Here is an 18618-nt window from a genome sequence, read left to right on the forward strand (position 1 = left end):
ATGAGTGCGACTCTGGCGAGGCACTCAAGCGCAGAGCGGCACAGGCCTCAGAAACCATTGCCCTGCAGCTCGGGCGACTGACTGTGCTGGCGACGCAGATCCTCGGCGTAGCGTGCAGGTGAAAGCAGCTGTAGCACCTGATGCTGCAAGGCATCAGGCAATGCCAGGTAGAGGAACAGCCCCGGGTTCAAGGCTCGTTGCCTCTCCAGGTGCAGTGCCGACAGATAAAAGCCCACATCACGCAGACACTCGTAGGGACGCAGGCCGCCGATACGCATGATCGACTTGTCTTTGCCGGTCCCGAACTCAGCATTGATGCAGCGCTTGAGGGTCGCTGACGTGATCTCCCCTTCAGCGCTAGCGGCACTCAAGGCCCGTTGCAGAATCTCACTCAAGCGTTGCAGCGGATTGCACAAGTACTCAAGCGGGTACTCACAGTGGGCGAGTACGTAGCGGTTGTACCTGTGGATCATGATGAGCGCCACATCCGTGCCCTCCAGCATGAGTTCGCGCTGGCAATGACCGAAAAGGGTTTCATAGTCCACTAGGTGACGAATACCCCGCTTATCGACACAGTCATCGAGAATCGCCTCCAGCTTGTCCGTGGCATGCGGCTGAAACCCCGGGTCGTACTTGTATTTAAAGGCATAGACAAATGCCAGGAGCTCCATCGCCAGCCATCCCAGATGATGCTCGGCGTGGTAGGTATCCAACAATGTCTTGAGCACATTGACCTGCTCTCGGGCCACCACAGCAAGCCGCTGTTCCCGTTGCGGCCCTTGGGCTTGTTCGGCCTCGACCAGCCCCCTGAGGGTCAATGCGGCCGTCAAAAACGCCTCTTCGCCGAAGAGCTGATGAACCAGGGTCAAGGAAGAGGAAAAGATCGCGTTGAGCAGGAACAGCGACAATGGCATGTCCTCGAAGAACGCCACCCAACGTTCCTGGTCTGCCCCGGACATCGCACCCAACACCTGAACACTGGTATTGACACGCGACGTCCGGCGCCCGACCTGCAGGTCGCTCTTGATCTGCTCCAGCAAAACATAGGCATGAAACTGCCGCACGTTATGCCTGATCAGATGGCGAGTTGCCTCCGAGCGCCCCACTTGCTGTGCTTTCTGCGATAGAAAATCACCGGGCTCCACATGCCTGATCTGCTCTTTGAAAATGCTCTCCAGCCTGTCGAACAGCGGGCTCGACGAGCGTGCACCAAACGCAGCAGCGCCCCTGGCCTGCTGATAAAGGTTGCGGTGTATTTCCTGCAATTCATCCGGCAAGACCGGCCTGGGCTCAGGCTGCGACCACCGCCCTGCGGCGTGCAGCACCTTGGCACCTTCGAGCAACTGCTCCAGGTGCTGGATGACGGCCTTGGCTTTCTTCAGCGGTCGGCCCAATGTCAGCTCCAGTTCCTTCAAGGGCCCGTCGACCGAAGTTCTGCCGGGAAACGAATCATGACGAATCAGGCGTCCCAACTGGCGCAGGAACTGCGAGCCAGCCGCATGCGCCGTTTCCTGCCTGATTCCCGACTCCTCCATAACCTGTACCAAAGACGCCTCCAGGCTCCCCAGAATGGCCTCCCTGGTCGCCACCGGGTCACCGAACAGCCGGTCTCCATCGCGCTGGTGGCAACGCGCCAGATAACGCAAAGGGATCGAACCCTGCTCGTTCTCCAGCGCGTCCTCAAACATCAGCTCAAGCTGCGGCCAGACGATCATCCAGAAGTACATATGCGTAGCGCATACGTCCTTGTCAGGAAACAAGGCCACAAACCCCAGGTGCTTGTGAATCTCGCGCAAATTGCCCAGTACCGGGGTCAGCAGTGGATCATCGGCCCCGCCCACCATCCGCCTGGTCACTGTTTCGAGCATTGCCTGTTGACGCTTCTCACGCTGCTCCAGGCTCTGACCCCGCTGTGGCAACGGGTCCTTCGACCTCTTGAACAAACCACGTTCGTAAAACAGCTCGATGACTTCATGAAACTTGGGAACCCTGTTAATCAAACCGCACCCACCCTCCGTTGTTCTGCGCCCATCCTGAGAGGTTGTTCGCGGCGCTACAACATTTTCCCGTCATCCCCTGGTTGAATTGCGCAAACCGGAGCCCGGCCGCCGATTAACGTACCGGGCATCCGAGGTCAGCCACCAAGCGCCCCGGTAAACCCCATCACTGAACAAGCAATGCAACAGGAATGACCGTATGTCCTACAAAGATGACCACGAAGCGTATGAACTGAAACAACGGCAAAGCGACGCCATGGAACAAGCCCTGCTTGTAGCTCGTGGCACTCCCCGGGCTGAAGCGGCGGCGATCGTAGAAGCACGCAAACAACTGCAAAACGCCTACGAGGGGAATCCTGGTGTCAACCCGGCGCCAGGGGTATGGATCAACCCAGAGGGCGAGGACCTTGAGGGTGACGTGCCGGCAAACCGGCAGGAGGCCATCAAAGCCAACGCTATCGCCAAAGACCTGCTCGGCGACGAGTTCAGTACCGACACCCAGTGGAACATCGCCCACTTCCCCGACAAGAAGACCAGCACCGCCGAAGTACAAGACGACTGGGAGGATCTGATGATCCCTGAAACCAAGGCATGAGCCTGAGTGCCCGGTCCGGACAGCGCCAGGCGTTCGGACCGGGCCACTCCCACGGGGCGGCGCGCCTCAAACAAACCAATCCTCACGCTCGCTGAAGGTGTTGAGGATCAGCTCCACCAGTTGCTGCACCTGTTCCTCATGCTGCACCTGGGCATTCACCGCCAGCCAGGCCCGGCGCTGCATGGGCTCGCTGAACAACCCCGGCAAGGCAGTCAGGCCGCGGTCGAAATGGCTGATGTACTGAGGCAGCAAGCCGATGCAGGCGCTGCAGCGGATCATCTCCAGCATCAGTTCATAGACATGGACGTGCACCACCCCTGCCAGGCGTTGTTCCACCAGGCTATTCCAGGGCCGGAACGGCTCTACCTGACAGTCGTGCTGCCACTGCACCAGCATGTAGTCGGCCAGGTCGTCGAGGCTGTCGGGACGGGCCGCCACCCGCGAGTAGCGCTTGGCGATATGTGGCAGGTAGTCGATGCGCGCCAGGGGCAGCGGCTCGCGGGTGGCGAAACTGGGCCCCGGCAGCGGTGAGTCTTCGGCCGCCAGCCACAGCACCAGATCGGCGCTCAGGGCTTGCAGGGACAGGTCGCTGTCGATGGAGATGATCTCCAGGCGGGCGCTGGCATTGCGCCGCAGCAAGGCGATCAGGTCGCGACCGAGAATGTCGTGGAGGATGGTTTGCGCCACGGCAACCCGAATCAACGGCTGCTCGATCACCGGCAGCCGCCGCTGGTGGGCCAGGGCAATCAGTTGTGCCTGCAGTTGCAGGCCCTCGCGGCTCAGGCTCAAGGCACTCCCCTGATAACAGAACAGTGAACGGCGCAGGTGCTCTTCCAGCAAGGCCAGTTGCTTGCGCAACAGCGTGGCCTTGATGTTCAGGCTGCGGGCTGCCTGCATGAAGCAACCGCAGCGGGCACTGACCAGGAAATACTGGGCGACCTCCGGATCGACCCCGGCGGCCAGGGCCAGCCAGGCTTCCCGGGGTTCCTGGGGCGCAACGTAGGGTGCGACACCCTGGTGTGGAGCGGGTTCGAGAAATGACATTGGTGACTCCCTGTCTTGTTGAGTGTTGCTTCCTTGGCGGGCGGCGGGGACCGTGAGACCGCCTTCGCTGGCAAGCCAGCGCCTACAGCTTGTCCTCCAGTACCTGATTGAGCACCGCGCCATCGATGCTCAGGGTCGCGGTGTTGAGCATGCCTTCCAAATAGGCCTTGGCGATCTGCTCCTGGCGCTGGGCGCGCAGGGCCTGGGTCAGGCGCTCGCGCAGTTCGTCCAGGCTGGCAGTGCGCGCCGGTTGCTGTTCGGTGAGCTTGAGCACGTGGAAGCCCGCCGCGCTCTGCACCACCTCGGAGACGCCACCGACCTTGAGCCGGGCCACGGCGCTGCGCACTTCCGGCACCAGTTGCTGCAAGGGTTGCAGCCCCGCGTCGCCACCGCGCTGGGCGCTGCCCGAGTCCTGGGAATACTGCGCCGCCAAGGCGGCAAACTCACCCGGCGCGGCCTGGGCCTTGCGGCTCAGTTCCTGGGCCTGGCGCCGTACCTGCTCGACAGCCTGCGGGTCGGCGACGGCGAGGAAGATCTGGCTGACCCGGTACAACGGCGGGGTCATCCACGCCGCCTTGCCGCTGTCATAGGCCTGCTGCAGTTCGGCGGCGCTGGGGTAGTCCGCCGGCACCTGGCTGACCGACTGCAGGTAGTCGCGAAACACGATCTGCTCGGTGGCGGCGCGGGTCTGCTGCTCCACCTCCGGGCGCTGGCGCCAGCCCTGGGCATCGGCCTGTTCCAGCACGGCCTTTTCCGCCAAGCGCGAACGTATCCAGGCCTCCAGGGCCGGGCGGTTGCCGCGCAATTGCCCCCGGGACTCCTCGGGCAGGCTGGCGAACAGCGCCTTGAGTTCCTCGGCCGCCACCTGCTGATTGCCCAGACGCGCCACCGCCGGCGTGCTCGCCGATTGCTGCAACACGGCCGGTGCCGGCTGCTGCGCCGCCACCGGGTCGTTGCCCGGGCGCAGGGCCAGCCCCAGCGCCAGGCCGAGCAAGCTCAGTGCCCCGGCACCGACCACCAGCAGGCGGCGTGAAAACTGCTGCGTTCGGCAGTACTGCGTTAAAAACAGGCTCGAAATGCTCATTTAGGCCCCTAAACTCCGCTTTCTCGCCTGTTTTTGCCTTGTCCTGCCTTCACTCGCGACGTTTTCACGCCGCCTGAATAGGGTCGGCTTTTTCACAGGCTGGCCACCTCTTCCTGGGGTTGGCTTTGCGGCGCCTGGGGCTGCTCGGCCTGGGCCTGCAACTGGGCCGCCTGCTGGCTGTATTCACGCAGGTAGACGATGAACTCCTGCAGCAACCGATCCCACAACTCCAGCTGGCTGCGCAGGTGAGTCTCGCCGACCCCGGCCACCACCACGTCCATCTCCATCACCAGGAATTCGCCCTGCAGCGACAACCGGGCAAAGCGCCGCGAGGCGTTCCACAATTGCGCCAGCCCCGCCGGCAGCTCACCCTGCACCCGCAAGGCGCAGCTGTAGGTGAAGTCCACATAGTGCCCGGCTTCGCTGCCCGGGTTGCCGAAACGCACGGCGTAGCCGATGCCCTGGCTGGCGCTGAGCAGTTGCACGATGCCGTTCTGTTCGGTCTGGTTGACCCGGTAGCCGGCGCCTTGCAGCAGGTCGGTGAGGCTGTCGGTGGTGACGCTGGTAATCAAAGTCATGGTCATCTCTTCCCTGGTGATCAGTGGGCGCTCGCCGCCTGCGGGGCGTCGAACTGGGTCTGGTAAAGCTCGTCGCCAAAGCCCTGGGCCAGTTCCTCGAACTTGACCCGGGCGCTGCCGGCGAAGGGCTGGCGGATTTTCACCAGCTCAGCCACATCGATTTTTTCGTAGGCCGCCAGAATCTGTTTGGCGATGCCGTACATCTGCTGATTCTTGACCGCACATTGCTGCACTTGTGTGTCACGTTCGCTCAATTGCGCCTGCAATTTCGCCCGCTCCGCCTCCTTGCCCCGGGCCAGCACCAACAGGTCCTCGTAGGCTTTCTTGAACTTGCCCAACTGCTCGCTGCTGGCCGCCGCCTGGGCTTGGGCCTGGCTTTGCAGGTTCTGTTGCTGGCCGGCCAGTTGCTCGGCCACGCCGCGGGTCTTGGCCAGCTCGGCGCTCAGTTGCTTGACCTCGGCCTGGGCTTGCTTGGCCGCGTTCTCGGCGGCGATCCGCGCCGCCGCGGCCTGGGCCTGCTCGCTTTGCAGGGCCTGCAACTGCTGGGTGGTGCTGCGCAACTGGGTGCGCAGGCGTTCTTCCATGCCTTCGGCGCTAGCGCTGGCGCTGGCCAGCACGCCCCAGGCCACTAACAGGCTGACCGCCCCTGCCCTCGCTCGGCTGTTCATAACCTTCCTCCTGATGCTTAGAAGCGCGTATTGAGTTCAAGCTGCATGACATCGACTTCATAACGCGGCCCGTAGACTTCCGAGGCGCTCATGTAGCGGGCCGTGGCGTAGATGTTCTTGTCGATGCCGTAGTTGCCGCCGACGAAATAGCCCTTGGCGTTGGTGCCCCCCAGATGGAACGAGGAATCGTTGAAACCGTCGGGCAAGGCATCGGGCTGGATGTACTTGTAGCCAGCCAGCAGGTTCCAATCGCCGGACTTCTTCATCTCCAGGGCGTTGCCCAGGGTGAACTGCACCAGCAGCGCATTGCCGCCGCTTTCGAACTGGCCGTTGCGGTTGATGTTGTTGACGATCTCGCCCTCGCTGCGCTTGAGCATCTCGCCCTTGTCGTAGGCCAGGTTGCGGATGAAGTTGGTCTGGCTGCGCAGGCGCAGGTCGTCCGGCAATTCGGTGTCCCAGGCCAGGTTCAGGTCGAGCACGTCGAACTTGGAGGCCAGGCCGACGAACTGCGGCTGCGGGGTCAGGCCTGGGGTGGCCGGGTTGGGGGTGATGTCGCGCAGCAGGAACACGCTGTTGCCCTTCTGCATGAAGGCCACGCGCGAGCCGTCGGTGTCGCAGCCCGGAGCCCCGGCCCAGGGCGCGCAGGGACTGGAGCGCTGGCCTTCGATGTCGTCGAAGCGGTAGTAGGCCAAGGCGCCTTTGAGGCTGTTGCTGCGGTTGATCTTCCAGTTGGCGCCGATCTGCCCGCCGAACAGCCACTTGGTGTCGCTCTCGTTCTTGTCGAAGCCGTTGCTGGTGGCGGTGTCGTTGGTGTACTCCACCGGGAAGGCGCCCAGGGTGCCGAACAGGCCCCAGTCGCTGCCCAGCTTGTGGTTGAAGATCGCCGCCACGCCGTCGAAGTTCAGGTCGTTGGAATACAGCATGTCGGTGGAATAGAACGGGTTGGCGATCCGCCCGCCGGTCAGGGTCAGGTCTTGGGTGGCCTTCCAGGTCAGGTAGCCCTGGTCGAGCCAGATGTCCTTCTTGCCGAAGCCGCCGCCCAGGGTCTGGGTGGTGGACACCGGGTTGTTGTCCGAGCCGGTGCCGATGCGGATACCGGCGGTCCATTCCGGCGAGATCACCGCCTTCATCCCCAGGCGCGCCCGCAGGCGGAACAGGTTGTCGCGGTCCTCGCGGCTGTTGAGCAGCGGCGGCAGCTTGCTGTTGGTGTCCTTGTTGACGTCGTAGGGGCCGTTGTCGTTGAGCTTGGCGTAGTCGACAAGCTCGTTGCTGTTGTTGTCGGCAAAGAACCGCGACTCCTGGCGCAGGCGGATGTCACCGTCAAAGCTGATGCGCGAGACCCAGTCCGGGAAGGTGTTGGGCTGGGCCCAGTTTTCCTGCTTGGCGGTGGCCATGACCTCGGCCTTGACCTGATCGCGGATCTGCTCGCGGACGATGGCCGGTACGTATTGCACCCGCACATCACCGGGCGCCGCAGCGGGGCCGGTAGCGGCCACAGCGGTGGCGGCGCGGGCCTGCTGGGCCTCTTTCTCGGCCTGGGCAATCAGCCCGTCGGCCTGCTCCTGCTTCAATACCCCCTGCTGCACCAACAGACGGATCAGGTTGATCGTGGCGTTCTCCGAAGGCGCGGCGGCAGCCGCGGCCTGTCCGGCCAGGGTCAGGGCGACCATGCCGAGCGCCAGGGTCAATCGATTCACGGTGGAAATCATCTGCACACAACTCCTGTAGAAACTGCAAATAGGGGTTCGCTCATTCCGGACGCCGGCCCTTGAGGGACAGGCGCACCGGCAAAGTCAGGGAGGCCGGCATGCGCTCTTTCAGGCGCGGCGTGGCCCGCAGCGCCGCCAGCACCTGCTGGTCGGTCTCGGGATTGCCGCTGGAGCCGGCCAGTTCGGCGCGGGTCACTTGGCCGTCGGCGCCGAGCCACAGGTCCACCTGCAGCGCATAGGCCTTCTTGCGCAGCTCCGGGTCCTCGCGCAGCGCGCGCTGGAAGGTCGCCGCCAGGTACTGCTTGTAGGTGCCGGTGCCCAGCCCGCCACCACCGGCGCCGGCCATGCCGCCGCCCTTGCCAGCGCCGACGTTGAAGCCGTCGTTGCCGGACTGGGCATCGCCGTCGATCTGCATCGGGTTGGCCAGATCGTCCACCGGCGATGGCGGTGCTTCCTCCTCCGGCTTGACCTCCTCGGGGGTGGGCGTGGGTTCGGGTTCCGGGATCTTTTCTTCCACCGGCTCCGGCTCCTTGGGTTTTTCCGGCGGCGGTGGCGGCGTTTCCGGAGGCGGCGGCAGCGGGATGATGGTTGGCACTTTGGGCGCCTCCCGGCGCACCCCGGCCATGTCATTGGCCCACTGCCACAAAAACCAGGCGGCCACGGCCCCCAGCAGCAATCCGGCGCCCCACTTCAGCAGCTGCACGGCTCGCGGTTTGTTCTGCACCGGAGGCAGTTCGATGGGTTGTTGTGCGGTCATGGCTCAGCCCTGGCTCGGTTTGCCGGTGACCAGGCCGACCTGGGACAACTCCAGGCGGCGCAGCAGGTCGAGGACTTCGATGACCTTCTGGTACTGCACCGTGGCATCGCCACGGACGATGATCGGGAAGTCCGGGTTCTGCGCCTTCTCGATGCGCAAGCGCTCTTCCAGCTCGCCCAGGGTCACCGGGTAGGCATCGAGGAATACCTGGCCGCCGTCGTTCACCGAAATGGCCTTGGTCTTGGCCTCCGACAGCGACACCGAGGCGCTGGCCTTGGGCAAGTGGATCTGGATACCCGAAACCTGGGCGGTGGCGGTGAGGATGAACATCACCAGCACCACCATCAGCACGTCCACCAGGGGCGTGATGTTGATGCTGTCGACGGCGGCATCGTCTTCGTCGTCATGGGAGGCGTTCACGGAAGCCATGGCAGTTCTCCTCAGGCCGGAACCGACGCGTTGCTGTGACTGACCCGCCAGTGGGCGTTCTCGCTGTGCTGGCTCTCGCCATGCAGCTCCGCCAGCCGGGTGATGAACTCGTCGACGAACACCCGCATGTCGGCGCCGACCTCCTTGTTGCGGGTGATCAGGCGGTTGTAGCCAAACAGCGCCGGAATCGCGACGAACAGGCCCATGGCGGTGGCCAGCAAGGCCGCGGCCATGCCCGGGGCGATGGCGTTGATGTTGACGTCACCGGCCATGGCAGTGCCGAGGAACACCACCATGATCCCCAGCACCGTGCCCAACAGGCCGATGTAGGGGCCGCCGGCAATGGCGTTGGACAGGGTCGAGAGCTTGGAACTCAGCTGCTGGTTTTCCCGGGTACGCACCCCGTCCATGGAGCAGCGGATAGCCTCGATGGTGGCCGCCGACACCGAGGAGGTATCGGCGCCCTGCTCGCGGCGGGTGCGGATCTCTTTCACCGCCACCAGGTACAGGCGCCACAGCGAGGAGTGCTCCAGGCGACTGGCCAGGACCTGGTCGTCGGCGAACATCTCCAGGCGCGTACCGACCTTGGCGAACTGCTCGCGAAACAGCGCATTGGCGGCGCTGACCCGGCTGACCATGCGGTTCTTGCGCAGCATGATCACCCAGGACTGGATCATCATTCCCACCAGCACCAGGATGATCACCCAGGCATCCACCGGCACCGCTTTGAGCAAGAAGCCCAGGCTGCCGAAACCGAAGCCCGACTGTTCTTCATCGACGCCATAAGCCACCAGCTTCGACTCCGCGCCCTGGGCGCTGGCATCGGCCAGGATCAGCGCCGCCGGACGCGCCACCTTGGACAGGCGCAGCTCGTCCAGGGCCCCGGTGAATGGCAGGAAGTGGCTGGCCTCGGCCCCGGCAGCCGGCGGCAGGTCGGCACCGATGGCCAACGGCGAATTGAAGGTGGGAATAGCCTGGGCCAGGCTCGCGGTTTCCCGGCCGTTGACGTACAGCGCGAGTCGGCTGCCCTCGCCGCTCAGGGCCAGGTGCTGCCATTGCCCCGGGTTCAGCGGCTGGGTGGAGGCGGCGCGCTGGCCGTCCACTTCGACGAAGGGCAGGCCCTGGTTGATGCCGATCAGCAAGCTGCCGGCGCCTTCGCGGCGGGCCAGTAGCAATTGTTCGCCGCTGGCCTGATCCAGGCGTACCCAGGCGCTGAAGGTGAAGGCGCCGCCAGCGTTGTGCTGCAGCGACGGGCTGGCCGGCAGCAACAGCGGCTGGCCGCTGAACTGCAGGGCGCGGCCGATGACCCCGTCAATCGCCGCGCCGGTGGCGTTCTGCGCGGTGTTGCCGTAGGCCGTGGTGTCTTTGGCCGGAGTGCCGTTGCTGCCGTCGAAGTGGTAGATCGCGGTGTAGCTGGGGTCGAAGGTCAGCTGGCCATTGGCGGTGCTCGGGGCCTTCTGGTTGCCGTAGTACATCCAGATGTCCTGGCGCTGGCCGCCTTCGACCTTGGGCACATCGACCCAGATCAGCGCCATGCCCATCAGCGGGTCGAAGCTTTCGATCTGGTGATTGAGCAGGGTCTTGTCATCGGCTGCGACAAAGCGCAGGTCGGCGCCGTCTTCCTTGACCCCGTCGAAGGTGAAGTTTCCGGTGTGCAGGCGCACCAGCAACGCGGTGCGGCCCAGGGCCTCGTTGATGGCGGCGCCTTGCGGGGTGGTGTCCACGCTGATCTGCTTGCGGTAATGCCAGTCGTCCTGCCACCAGGCATGGGCCGTGGCCGGGAGCACGAAGCCCAGGCAGATCAACAGGCTCAGGAATAAGCGTTGCATGTGAAGGGTCTCCGTAAAAAGTCAGAACGTCGCCTGCACACTGAAGTGCAGACGCGGGTCGTATTTCTGGGTGTTGGGGCCGTCCTTGAGCGGGTAGCCCCAGTCGAGGCTGCCGGACAGCCACTTGCTCAAACTGGCGCGGGTGCCCAGGCCAACGCTGGCCAGGCTGTATTGGTCCTCCTGCTCGGGCAGCGGGTCGTGCAGGGACAGGTGCGCGCCTTCGGCAAAGGCATAGAAACGCCACTCCTGCACGTAGCTGCCGAGGAACTTGGCCAGGGATGGCGTGCGCAGCTCCTGGGAAAACAGGTAGCCCTCATCCCCAGTGCGCTCGGCGGCCAGATAGCCGCGTACCGACGTGGCGCCGCCAGCGGAATACTGCTCGTTGGACACCAGGGGCCCCGAGGCCAGCTGGAAGGCGGTCTTGGACGCCGACTGCCAATCGTTGGCGAAGGTGTAGGTGAAATTCAGGTCGCCCTTGAGCACCGAGAAACTGGCACTGGCCTCATCGCGCTTGTAGTGGAACTCCTCGGCGTCGCTGCCGTAGCCGAAGAAGCGCCGGGTGCCGACGATCAGGTTCAGGCCCAGGCCAAGCTGGGATTTTTCGCTGTAGCGGTAGCCGTTGTAGCCAAAGGTCACTGGGGCGTACTTCAACGGAATCTGGTCGCTGCTGCGGCCAAAGCGCATCTCTTCCTCGAAGTCCTTGAAGTCCACGCCCACCGACAGCGAGTTGGCCCAGTTGCCGGCCGCGGGCAAGGTGTAGATCGCCGACACCCCGTAGGAATGGCCCTTGCCCAGCACGTTGCTGCCACCGATGGTGGCGATGTTGCTGTCGGACTGGTAACCGGAGAACTGCAAGGCCCAGCGCTCGCTCAAAGGCGCGCTGTAGGAGCCGGACCAGACCTTGGCGTTGTCGGTGTCCTGGGGCGCGGTGAAATAGGTCAGGGAAATGCTGTGGCCCAACTGCCAGAGGTTGTCGTAGCCGACATTGACCACCGTGCGCAGCTTCTCGGTGTCGGCGCTGTAGTCGTTGTTCAGGCCGACGCTGGCGTGCCAGGGGTTCTGGTCTTCCACTTGCAGGTCCACGTCCATGGTCCCCGGGCGCTGGCCTTCACGCACCAGCGGCATGACCTGGCGCCCGGCGCCACGATTGAGCCCGGCCAGCTGGCTTTGCACCGTGGCAAAATCCGGCACCTGGCCTTCCTGCAGCGCCAGCACCTGATCACGGATCTCCACCGGCGAGTAATGCTTGGCCCCCACCACCCGCACCCGACCGACCTTGGTTTCACTGACCTGCAGATAGACGATGCCGTCCTCGACCTTCTGCTCCGGCAGCTCGACGAACACCGACTGGTAGCCGCGCTCCTGATAGACCTTCTGCAGCGCATCGCGGGCGCCTTCGATATCGGCCAGGGCTTTTTGCGGGCCGAGGAACGGGTACACCGCCTCCTCGATGGCCCGGGCATCGAGCACGGTATTGCCGCGCACGAAGTATTCATTGACGTCCACCAACCGCGCCGCCGTGGCTTCGACCGCAACCGGCTCGCCCTCCTCGGCCTGCACCGCTGGCGCCAGCGCCAGCAACGTCAACCAGCCGCACAACGGCCACCAGCGCCCGCCACTGCCGGGTCGCCCTGATTTGCCCAGATGCTCCACACCGCCCCCTAAAAAACTGAAAATTGGCGCGCGTACGCGCATTGCCGTCGCCGTCTGCACAGCGTTTGGCCGCTTCAATTGCTGCTGATCGAGGTGTTTTCGTGGCGCGCCAGCCAGGTGTGCAACAGCGCAAAATTCAGCGAGAACTCGGGCATTTGCAGCAGAGCGCCGCAAAACACTTCACCGATGATTTTCTGGATCAACTGCACCGCCCGCGGGTTGTTCAACAGCGTGGCGATGTCGCGACTCAGGACACTGAAGCTCCAGACCTTCTGGTTCAGATCAAGACCGACGAACCAACGGAACAACAGGTTGTAACTGAGCTGTTCATACAGCTGCTGCTCGCTGGGCACCGAATACAGCAACTGCAGCAACAGAATGTGCATCACCGTACGCGGCGCGATCAGCATGCCGGGCTCGGCATTGAGGCCCTGGAGCAGATCGCGGTGCTGATCCAGCAACTCATCGATCTGCGGACGCAGCAGCACCAGCGAATGCCCCGGCGGGATATAGCTGGCCACCTCCTTCAAGGCGCCCTGCCAATCATCCTGGGACACGATCCAGACCCACGGCGCGCCGTAGCGATAGACCGACACCGGCTTCTTGCGCGCCGCCTCGACAATCTTCGACAGCCGTTGATCCAGCTCCTGCATGCCCACTTTCGAGTAGCGTTCCATAGTCCCCATAGCCTCACTCCCGGCGTCCCGCCTCGGCTTAAAAAAGTGGCCTGGCGGCCCCCTCAAGCGCGTTACATACCCAAGACGTGCGTGGCCATGTGCTACCGAACTTTTGTCATAAAAGCTTCATTCACAAGAGGAACGCGCGAACGTTGTAGGAGCCGGCTTGCCGGCGAAAACCGCCGCCAGGACAGCGCTGACCTGTCTTTATTCCGCGCACGACCAGACCGCCCTCTTCGCCGGCAAGCCGGCTCCTACGGGAAGGAATTGTTGTACTGGAGAAGGCTTAAAAATGCGCCGCCCGGACGGGCGCGCCGTTTACCGTGGCTTTGGCTTTGGCTTTGGCTTTGGCTTTGGCTTTTGATCTTGATCTTCAAGCCCCTTCCCAGCCGGCCGAACGCAGGCGTTGCGTAGGGGGCAGCTCGGCATGGATGCCGAGCTAGCCGCCACCCGGCCATGGATGGCCGGTTGGCGGCGGCCCCCGGAGCAATGCCGGAGAGAGGGCACCCCGAGCCCTAGCGAGGGGCCCATGGAGGGGCAAGCCCTTTTGGTTACTTTTACGGCGTTTGGTAAAAGTGACTCGCTGTAAGAGCGAAACCGCCAGCGGCCGCACCCGCAGGAATGGATATGTACCCCCAACAACCCAGAAAGACTGGCCGGCTCGCAGGCCGCCAAGTCCCCCTCCTCGATCCTACAAAACTTGCAGACGCGTCTGACTTGTCCCCCCAAGACCCAACGCCCATAGTCCCCACTCGCCCCAATGGCGACCGGGTTTGGCGACCTGGAAATCAACCAACAGGCAGTCACGCTTGCAGCGCTAGCCGTCGAACATTTATGGTCACGGCTGCTTTTCTATGGTGGCTGTGCGCGGGAGACCTTCAGGGTCTGCCGGTTTTCTGTTGGTTAATCCGGTTCGCCAACCTGCGTACAGCTGCCACCCTTTCGTTTGGCGACGATCTGAGCAGCTCCCTTAACCAACAGCGGAGTGATCCTCATGAACCAACGATTTATTCCCATCACTGGCATCGACTGCCTGATTCCCTGCCTGTTTATCGACAAGACCGCCCCCTTGGACGTGCTGCACGCCAACGGCGCCGCACGTTTACTGGCGGTCACTCAACTGCTGGAAAGCCTCTCCCGTGCAGAGCTGAAGAGTGCTGACGACACCGATCTGCAACATATCTCCAACGCAGCGGCGATTCTGCTGCGTGACAGTTGCGATCTGTTGGGAGTGATGGGCTGGCGCCTTCAAGCCTGACGCCTGAGCGCTCCGCGCTGCTTGATAGCGCGGAGCGTTTCAAATGGGGTCTTGGATTTTTTTAGGGGTTAAAAGTGGCTGCAATCGGCCAGAAGCGGTCATCGGCTGTCGACGAAGCATGCGGCGATTCAAGGAAAATTCGATCTGATATTGGACAGTGTCAGCTAACGTGGTCGTGAATGCATCCTTTATGGGGAGGCTACCTCGACCAAGTTACTCTCCAAGACTAGTGGATCAGTAAGGTGGTTTCACTTTCCAAATCCAAAACGTCGGAGGCACTACAATTTTCGATTATCCAGATATCTGCGTCCGTTGGACGGCGGGAGGAGCGCAGCCAAAGGTTTGCCTAGAACGCTTCGCTGCTGCTTCAGTCTGACGGTGGTAGGGTGATTGTACTGGCTCTGATAAATCGCTAAGGTTCGCCTGTGACAACAACCGAGACTCCTCAATGGACGATCCATCATTAACACAAGATCCCGTCAACTTGACGGATGAGCCTGCGCCAGTAGACGCAGTGACAGCTGAGCTTAAGGCAGAGTTCGCTAAGTTAGAGTACGAAGCTAAGCAAGCTGATTGCGAGGCTGTACGTCGAGCCAAGCAAGCTTTAGAAAAACTCGACGATCTTCCTCCGAACCATGGCAACAACCGTGGGGCAGTTACAAACGCCATCGAGCGCGCCAAGCTCGCCCTAGATCTCCTCGGAGAAATCGAAGGGCTTATCAGTGCCAGCTTCTTTGCTGACCGTTCGCGCTATTGGTCTTCTGTCCTCGCCTATTACCTGAGTGCGCTGGCGAAACTCAATTCCCTTCTTGCTCGTTCCCTACGAGCTATCCTGCGCGCGCCGCTTTTGGCGGATGGTCCTGAACTCAGCGGGTATAAACACCGCCTTCGTTAATCCCCATCGAAAAAACTCTCCATTTTCGAACGGGATCACAATCATGCACCATGAACATCGTTATATCTGCAGTACCTGCTCCAGAGAAATGAAGGCGGGCCGTAATTTTACGCCTGCGCATCCAATCTCCAAACTTTCTCCAAGCGGACCTCCATCATCAGGCTCCACGCCGGGAGCTGTGCGAGGGTGGGGTGAATGGTTATTGGAGTGGGCAAACATCGCACTGAAATTCGGTTACCTGGTGCTCGCCTTCCTAAAGCTGTGATCGCCGATCAATCAGGCTGTCTGCTGGCTCACTTGCATTAGCACCACGCAACGTCTGGTAGGTTTACATAAAAGAGGACGGATTTATTTTCGGAAAATATATCCGTCCCCATTCTTCGCATATTTTTCGCATTTCTCGATCTTGCCGCAACTCTGCTATTCACTGAAAATAGATTCACCTATTTGCGCCAAGAATGATCGAGTGATCGAACTGCAAGCCGGATTCGCCAATGAACATGCACGAAATTAAATGTGTCTAAATTAACTAAGAGCTGATAGCTATGAATCGAAATCGCAATAAAGATTTGCAATTAGCAATTAAGGTTCAGTTTGGCAAATACCCATTATTGCCAAAGCTGGTGAAAAGACCAACTCATTCCTTGCATTCGCCCTGGACTCAACTCGTAAGCCAACACCTCCAATCTCAATTCCCTACATCTGGCGAAGGAGATTTTTATCGGATCGTTTTCAGACCAGGAGCGTCCGGTGAATTGATGACTATTCAAAAAGGGCCATTAGCTGGGCTTAAAACAACCAGTGTTGTTGAGGGTGGTAAAATCACCTCCATGGCGGCTTTAGAAAAGGTAGACGGCCAGCTAGCTAAAAACTTCATGCCTATGTTTCTTACCTTAGGAGCTTTAAATTCTATCCATGCTCGCCTGAATTACATTACAGATATTTGTGTCACCATAAGAAACCGGCAGATATCTGGTGACAAAGCCAAGCTTGAGCGAATCTCCGAAGTTATCGCTGACTGCTTCGATAGTTTGAGCGAAGGAGATGAAATACTCAATGCAGAGAACCTCCGCCGTGTGACTACCAATACTGATGACTGCTTTGAAATTCTAAGTGTATTTCTGGATGACTTAGAAGCTCAGCACAAAGCGGAAGCAATGGATTTCGAGAGCTGCGATGAGTACTCGGGCGTACATTGGTATGTTCATAGAAAACTTGCTAATCCGACGCAAGCAATGCGTACGCTCATGCAGCATAGTGTTTTTTCTGCCTTCGAAAGGTATGTTGCAGGTAGGGCTTGTCAAGTTCTGCTTAGCGGAAATTATTCTTTGACTAATATTGGCCGCCACAAACGAGCACTGGAACGAGTTCGAGACTCAATTCGAAAAATTTTTGATGAAAGAATGGAGAGGCATCAGAGCGGTGCCGATTTTTTTCGCGATAAGATTAAATCTTTTAAAGAGGGAAATGATGTTCCTAACTGGACGCTGGAGTCCGCCCAGAGGGGGTTGGATCGGCAGTTGGCTGTCATCAAGGAATTGGAGGACGAGCTATATATTCTGCTTGAATCAAAAGTTGCAGATTTTGACTCCCTTGCAGAAATTTTTGGAAGGGGAAGTTTTGAAGCAATAGTCATCGACGGGGGAATGATTTTTAGTGACCTAGATCCTCCACAACTGGTAAATGAGATTACGAACTCTCCAGAGTTATTTTTTAGTACGGGCCAGATCGCCCAAAGATCTGAGTTTTTCAATAGTACAAATGATTCGGACTCAAAAACCAGTGCTGATGACCCTGCCCAGTGACTGAGGCCAGCTATCTATAGGAAAGGCATTTGGAGCGAAAAATAATTACTGAACTTACTGTCTCCTTTTGGCCGAAAGCTGCCGCTCAAGACTGGACGCTTTCGGCCAGAAGCAGACAATATCGACCGCTTCTTCCCAATAGTGCACACTTTAAGAGCTTCTAAGAGGACAAATTACTAGGCAGAGGAGCGTTGAGGCCTAAGAGCCGTAGGCTGGTGCCTGAAAAGGCTAACCGGGATTGAGATCAATCAAGTCAAGATGAAGCACATTTTTAATCTGAACTAAAAAGAAAACTCGCCAATGCTTCACCATGTTGGTAGGAGATCAAGGAAAAAGAGTTTCCTCTCACAAGCCAGCCTGCTACCGGTGGGATATTTGCGAACGCCGGCGGTTCGATCGCCTCGCTCCCAAATGACTTTGTAAAATAAGTGCTTCGTCCATCCACAAGAGAAACCGTAGCAATATTATGTGTTCTGGCATATTCCAAAGCCCCAGACTGAAAACCGGAGGAAGCGAAAATAGCGCCTTTCTGAGCACCTACCGATCGCATACGGTCGTAGAGAATTTGTAGCACTTCGCGTTTAACAGGTTTTTTGTAGTGTTTGCATTCAACGAGCACGAGAAAACTCATCCCTAGCACCTGAAATCTCACAGAAACGTCGATCTCGTATTCTCCGTCGGTGCCTTGAATGCGTTCTCGATGCTCAGAATGATAGTCCTGGATGTCGTGACCAAGCGCATCAAGTATCTTGCGGACCTCCAACTCAAACTCTACTGGTTTAAGTGTAAGCGGCGGATATCTAGCGTCAATCATCGTAGCCTCAAAGATCTAAATCGAAATCATTGTAGCAAGCAGGTAGTTAGATGGTTAAATCACCATCATCTATAGATACGATCATGAAGCTTCGCCCGAGGGTCCCCACCACAAAATGAATTTGAGATTGCATCTATAAGGGAGAACACCTGTACTTCTATCTCATAAAAATCCTTCTTAGGCATAAATTGCAAATCAAACCCTATCAAAATCAATGCTTTGATCATTCGTGATTGATGCTCTTTATATATGAATGGACCCTTGCTTGCCTTGAATGATTTAAAGTTTGACTCGCCTATTACTTTGTTAACCGAATCGATAAACAAATAATACGCATCCGAAATTGTCATATCGCCTTTTCGGGAGCCACCATAAATAAGCCCATAGATTTTATGAGTATCGAAAGAAGACAAAGACAATAGGTCACGCTTGCAAACTTCCTCAACAAAGAAACTTTGAAATAGAGTTAAATGTGAAACATGATTTGTAAAGTGCGAGGAGCGCAGGGCTGATAAGTAGCTTAGCAGGCCAACAAAAATTGCACCAACAGTCGCCACAACAACTATTAAATCAAGCGTGGACTTCGCAATCGCAAAAGCAGCACTAAAGTGCTCATAAAATCGCCCAAAGCACTTATTGGAAAAACAAATAGGCAGCCTGTATATCTCGTCCGAAAATATTATTGCGCCTGCAACCAGAGTCGAAATTGAAAAGCCAATTCCAGCTATTAAGGCGAGGAGATAAATTAGACATTTAAAATACGGATGTACTTGCGAAAATTTTTCCGCAGAATTTGAAACCATGCGTACCTCCGAAATATATCTGG

18 protein-coding genes are annotated in these 18618 nt (G+C 59.4%); 5 read left to right on the top strand and 13 right to left on the bottom strand.

The features are described 5' to 3' along the window. Positions 1–47: 47 nt before the first annotated feature. Entirely contained in the window at positions 48–2000 is a 1953-nt protein-coding gene (locus WIN67_RS16570; RefSeq protein WP_339069338.1) for a hypothetical protein, read from the bottom strand. A gap of 196 nt (positions 2001–2196) precedes the next feature. Here WIN67_RS16570 and WIN67_RS16575 point away from each other — a divergent pair, with 196 nt between their 5' ends. Further along, a complete protein-coding gene (locus WIN67_RS16575) occupies positions 2197–2592 on the top strand; it encodes a hypothetical protein (protein ID WP_339069340.1) in 396 nt (131 codons plus the stop codon). A 66-nt stretch (positions 2593–2658) separates the two neighbouring features. Here the strand turns inward: WIN67_RS16575 and WIN67_RS16580 are convergent, their stop codons facing one another. The 10 genes from WIN67_RS16580 to WIN67_RS16625 form a co-directional block, all read right to left on the bottom strand. Next, the gene (locus WIN67_RS16580; RefSeq protein ID WP_102879164.1) at positions 2659–3636 is read right to left on the bottom strand and encodes a LysR family transcriptional regulator; all 978 of its coding nucleotides are present in this window, start codon (positions 3634–3636) and stop codon (positions 2659–2661) included. A gap of 82 nt (positions 3637–3718) precedes the next feature. Next, positions 3719–4720: a peptidylprolyl isomerase gene (locus tag WIN67_RS16585; protein WP_339069342.1), complete on the bottom strand. Its 1002-nt coding sequence runs from the start codon at positions 4718–4720 to the stop codon at positions 3719–3721. 92 nt (positions 4721–4812) lie between these two features. After that, positions 4813–5298, bottom strand: a complete 486-nt coding sequence (locus tag WIN67_RS16590; RefSeq protein ID WP_213666477.1) for a YbjN domain-containing protein — start codon at positions 5296–5298, stop codon at positions 4813–4815. A gap of 20 nt (positions 5299–5318) precedes the next feature. Beyond that, positions 5319–5966, bottom strand: coding sequence for a DNA repair protein (locus WIN67_RS16595; protein ID WP_339069344.1), 648 nt, complete (start codon positions 5964–5966; stop codon positions 5319–5321). Positions 5967–5983: 17 nt separating this feature from the next. Further along, positions 5984–7675 (bottom strand): putative porin, encoded by a 1692-nt coding sequence (locus WIN67_RS16600; RefSeq protein WP_102863407.1) that lies wholly within the window; start codon positions 7673–7675, stop codon positions 5984–5986. A 40-nt stretch (positions 7676–7715) separates the two neighbouring features. Further along, entirely contained in the window at positions 7716–8432 is a 717-nt protein-coding gene (locus WIN67_RS16605) for an energy transducer TonB family protein (RefSeq protein WP_339069347.1), read from the bottom strand. A gap of 3 nt (positions 8433–8435) precedes the next feature. Further along, complete coding sequence (locus tag WIN67_RS16610; RefSeq protein WP_011061113.1) at positions 8436–8861, bottom strand: ExbD/TolR family protein; 426 nt, start codon at positions 8859–8861, stop codon at positions 8436–8438. Positions 8862–8872: 11 nt separating this feature from the next. Continuing rightward, positions 8873–10690, bottom strand: coding sequence for a DUF2341 domain-containing protein (locus WIN67_RS16615; RefSeq protein ID WP_110653308.1), 1818 nt, complete (start codon positions 10688–10690; stop codon positions 8873–8875). A 21-nt stretch (positions 10691–10711) separates the two neighbouring features. Continuing rightward, positions 10712–12385 carry a ShlB/FhaC/HecB family hemolysin secretion/activation protein gene (locus WIN67_RS16620; RefSeq protein WP_339069351.1) on the bottom strand — a complete coding sequence of 558 codons (1674 nt, stop codon included), beginning with the start codon at positions 12383–12385 and terminating at the stop codon, positions 10712–10714. A gap of 32 nt (positions 12386–12417) precedes the next feature. Then, on the bottom strand, positions 12418–13020 hold the full coding sequence (locus WIN67_RS16625) for a transposase (protein ID WP_019093945.1): 603 nt from the start codon (positions 13018–13020) through the stop codon (positions 12418–12420). A gap of 166 nt (positions 13021–13186) precedes the next feature. Here WIN67_RS16625 and WIN67_RS16630 point away from each other — a divergent pair, with 166 nt between their 5' ends. The 4 genes from WIN67_RS16630 to WIN67_RS16645 all read left to right on the top strand — a co-directional run bounded on the left by WIN67_RS16630 (position 13187) and on the right by WIN67_RS16645 (position 16978). Next, the gene (locus tag WIN67_RS16630) at positions 13187–13384 is read left to right on the top strand and encodes a hypothetical protein (RefSeq protein ID WP_339069353.1); all 198 of its coding nucleotides are present in this window, start codon (positions 13187–13189) and stop codon (positions 13382–13384) included. Between the two features lie 630 nt (positions 13385–14014). Next, positions 14015–14278, top strand: coding sequence for a short-chain dehydrogenase (locus WIN67_RS16635; RefSeq protein WP_306393599.1), 264 nt, complete (start codon positions 14015–14017; stop codon positions 14276–14278). Between the two features lie 448 nt (positions 14279–14726). Continuing rightward, complete coding sequence (locus WIN67_RS16640; RefSeq protein ID WP_339069355.1) at positions 14727–15173, top strand: hypothetical protein; 447 nt, start codon at positions 14727–14729, stop codon at positions 15171–15173. 545 nt (positions 15174–15718) lie between these two features. Further along, positions 15719–16978 carry a hypothetical protein gene (locus WIN67_RS16645; RefSeq protein WP_339069357.1) on the top strand — a complete coding sequence of 420 codons (1260 nt, stop codon included), beginning with the start codon at positions 15719–15721 and terminating at the stop codon, positions 16976–16978. A 271-nt stretch (positions 16979–17249) separates the two neighbouring features. Here WIN67_RS16645 and WIN67_RS16650 read toward each other — a convergent pair whose 3' ends face one another. Beyond that, complete coding sequence (locus WIN67_RS16650) at positions 17250–17792, bottom strand: restriction endonuclease (protein ID WP_339069359.1); 543 nt, start codon at positions 17790–17792, stop codon at positions 17250–17252. Positions 17793–17857: 65 nt separating this feature from the next. Further along, positions 17858–18595: a retron Ec48 family effector membrane protein gene (locus WIN67_RS16655; protein WP_339069361.1), complete on the bottom strand. Its 738-nt coding sequence runs from the start codon at positions 18593–18595 to the stop codon at positions 17858–17860. Positions 18596–18618: the final 23 nt, after the last annotated feature.

The sequence above is a fragment of the Pseudomonas idahonensis genome (genome assembly GCF_037903935.1).
GTDB classification, from domain to species: domain Bacteria; phylum Pseudomonadota; class Gammaproteobacteria; order Pseudomonadales; family Pseudomonadaceae; genus Aquipseudomonas; species Aquipseudomonas danubii.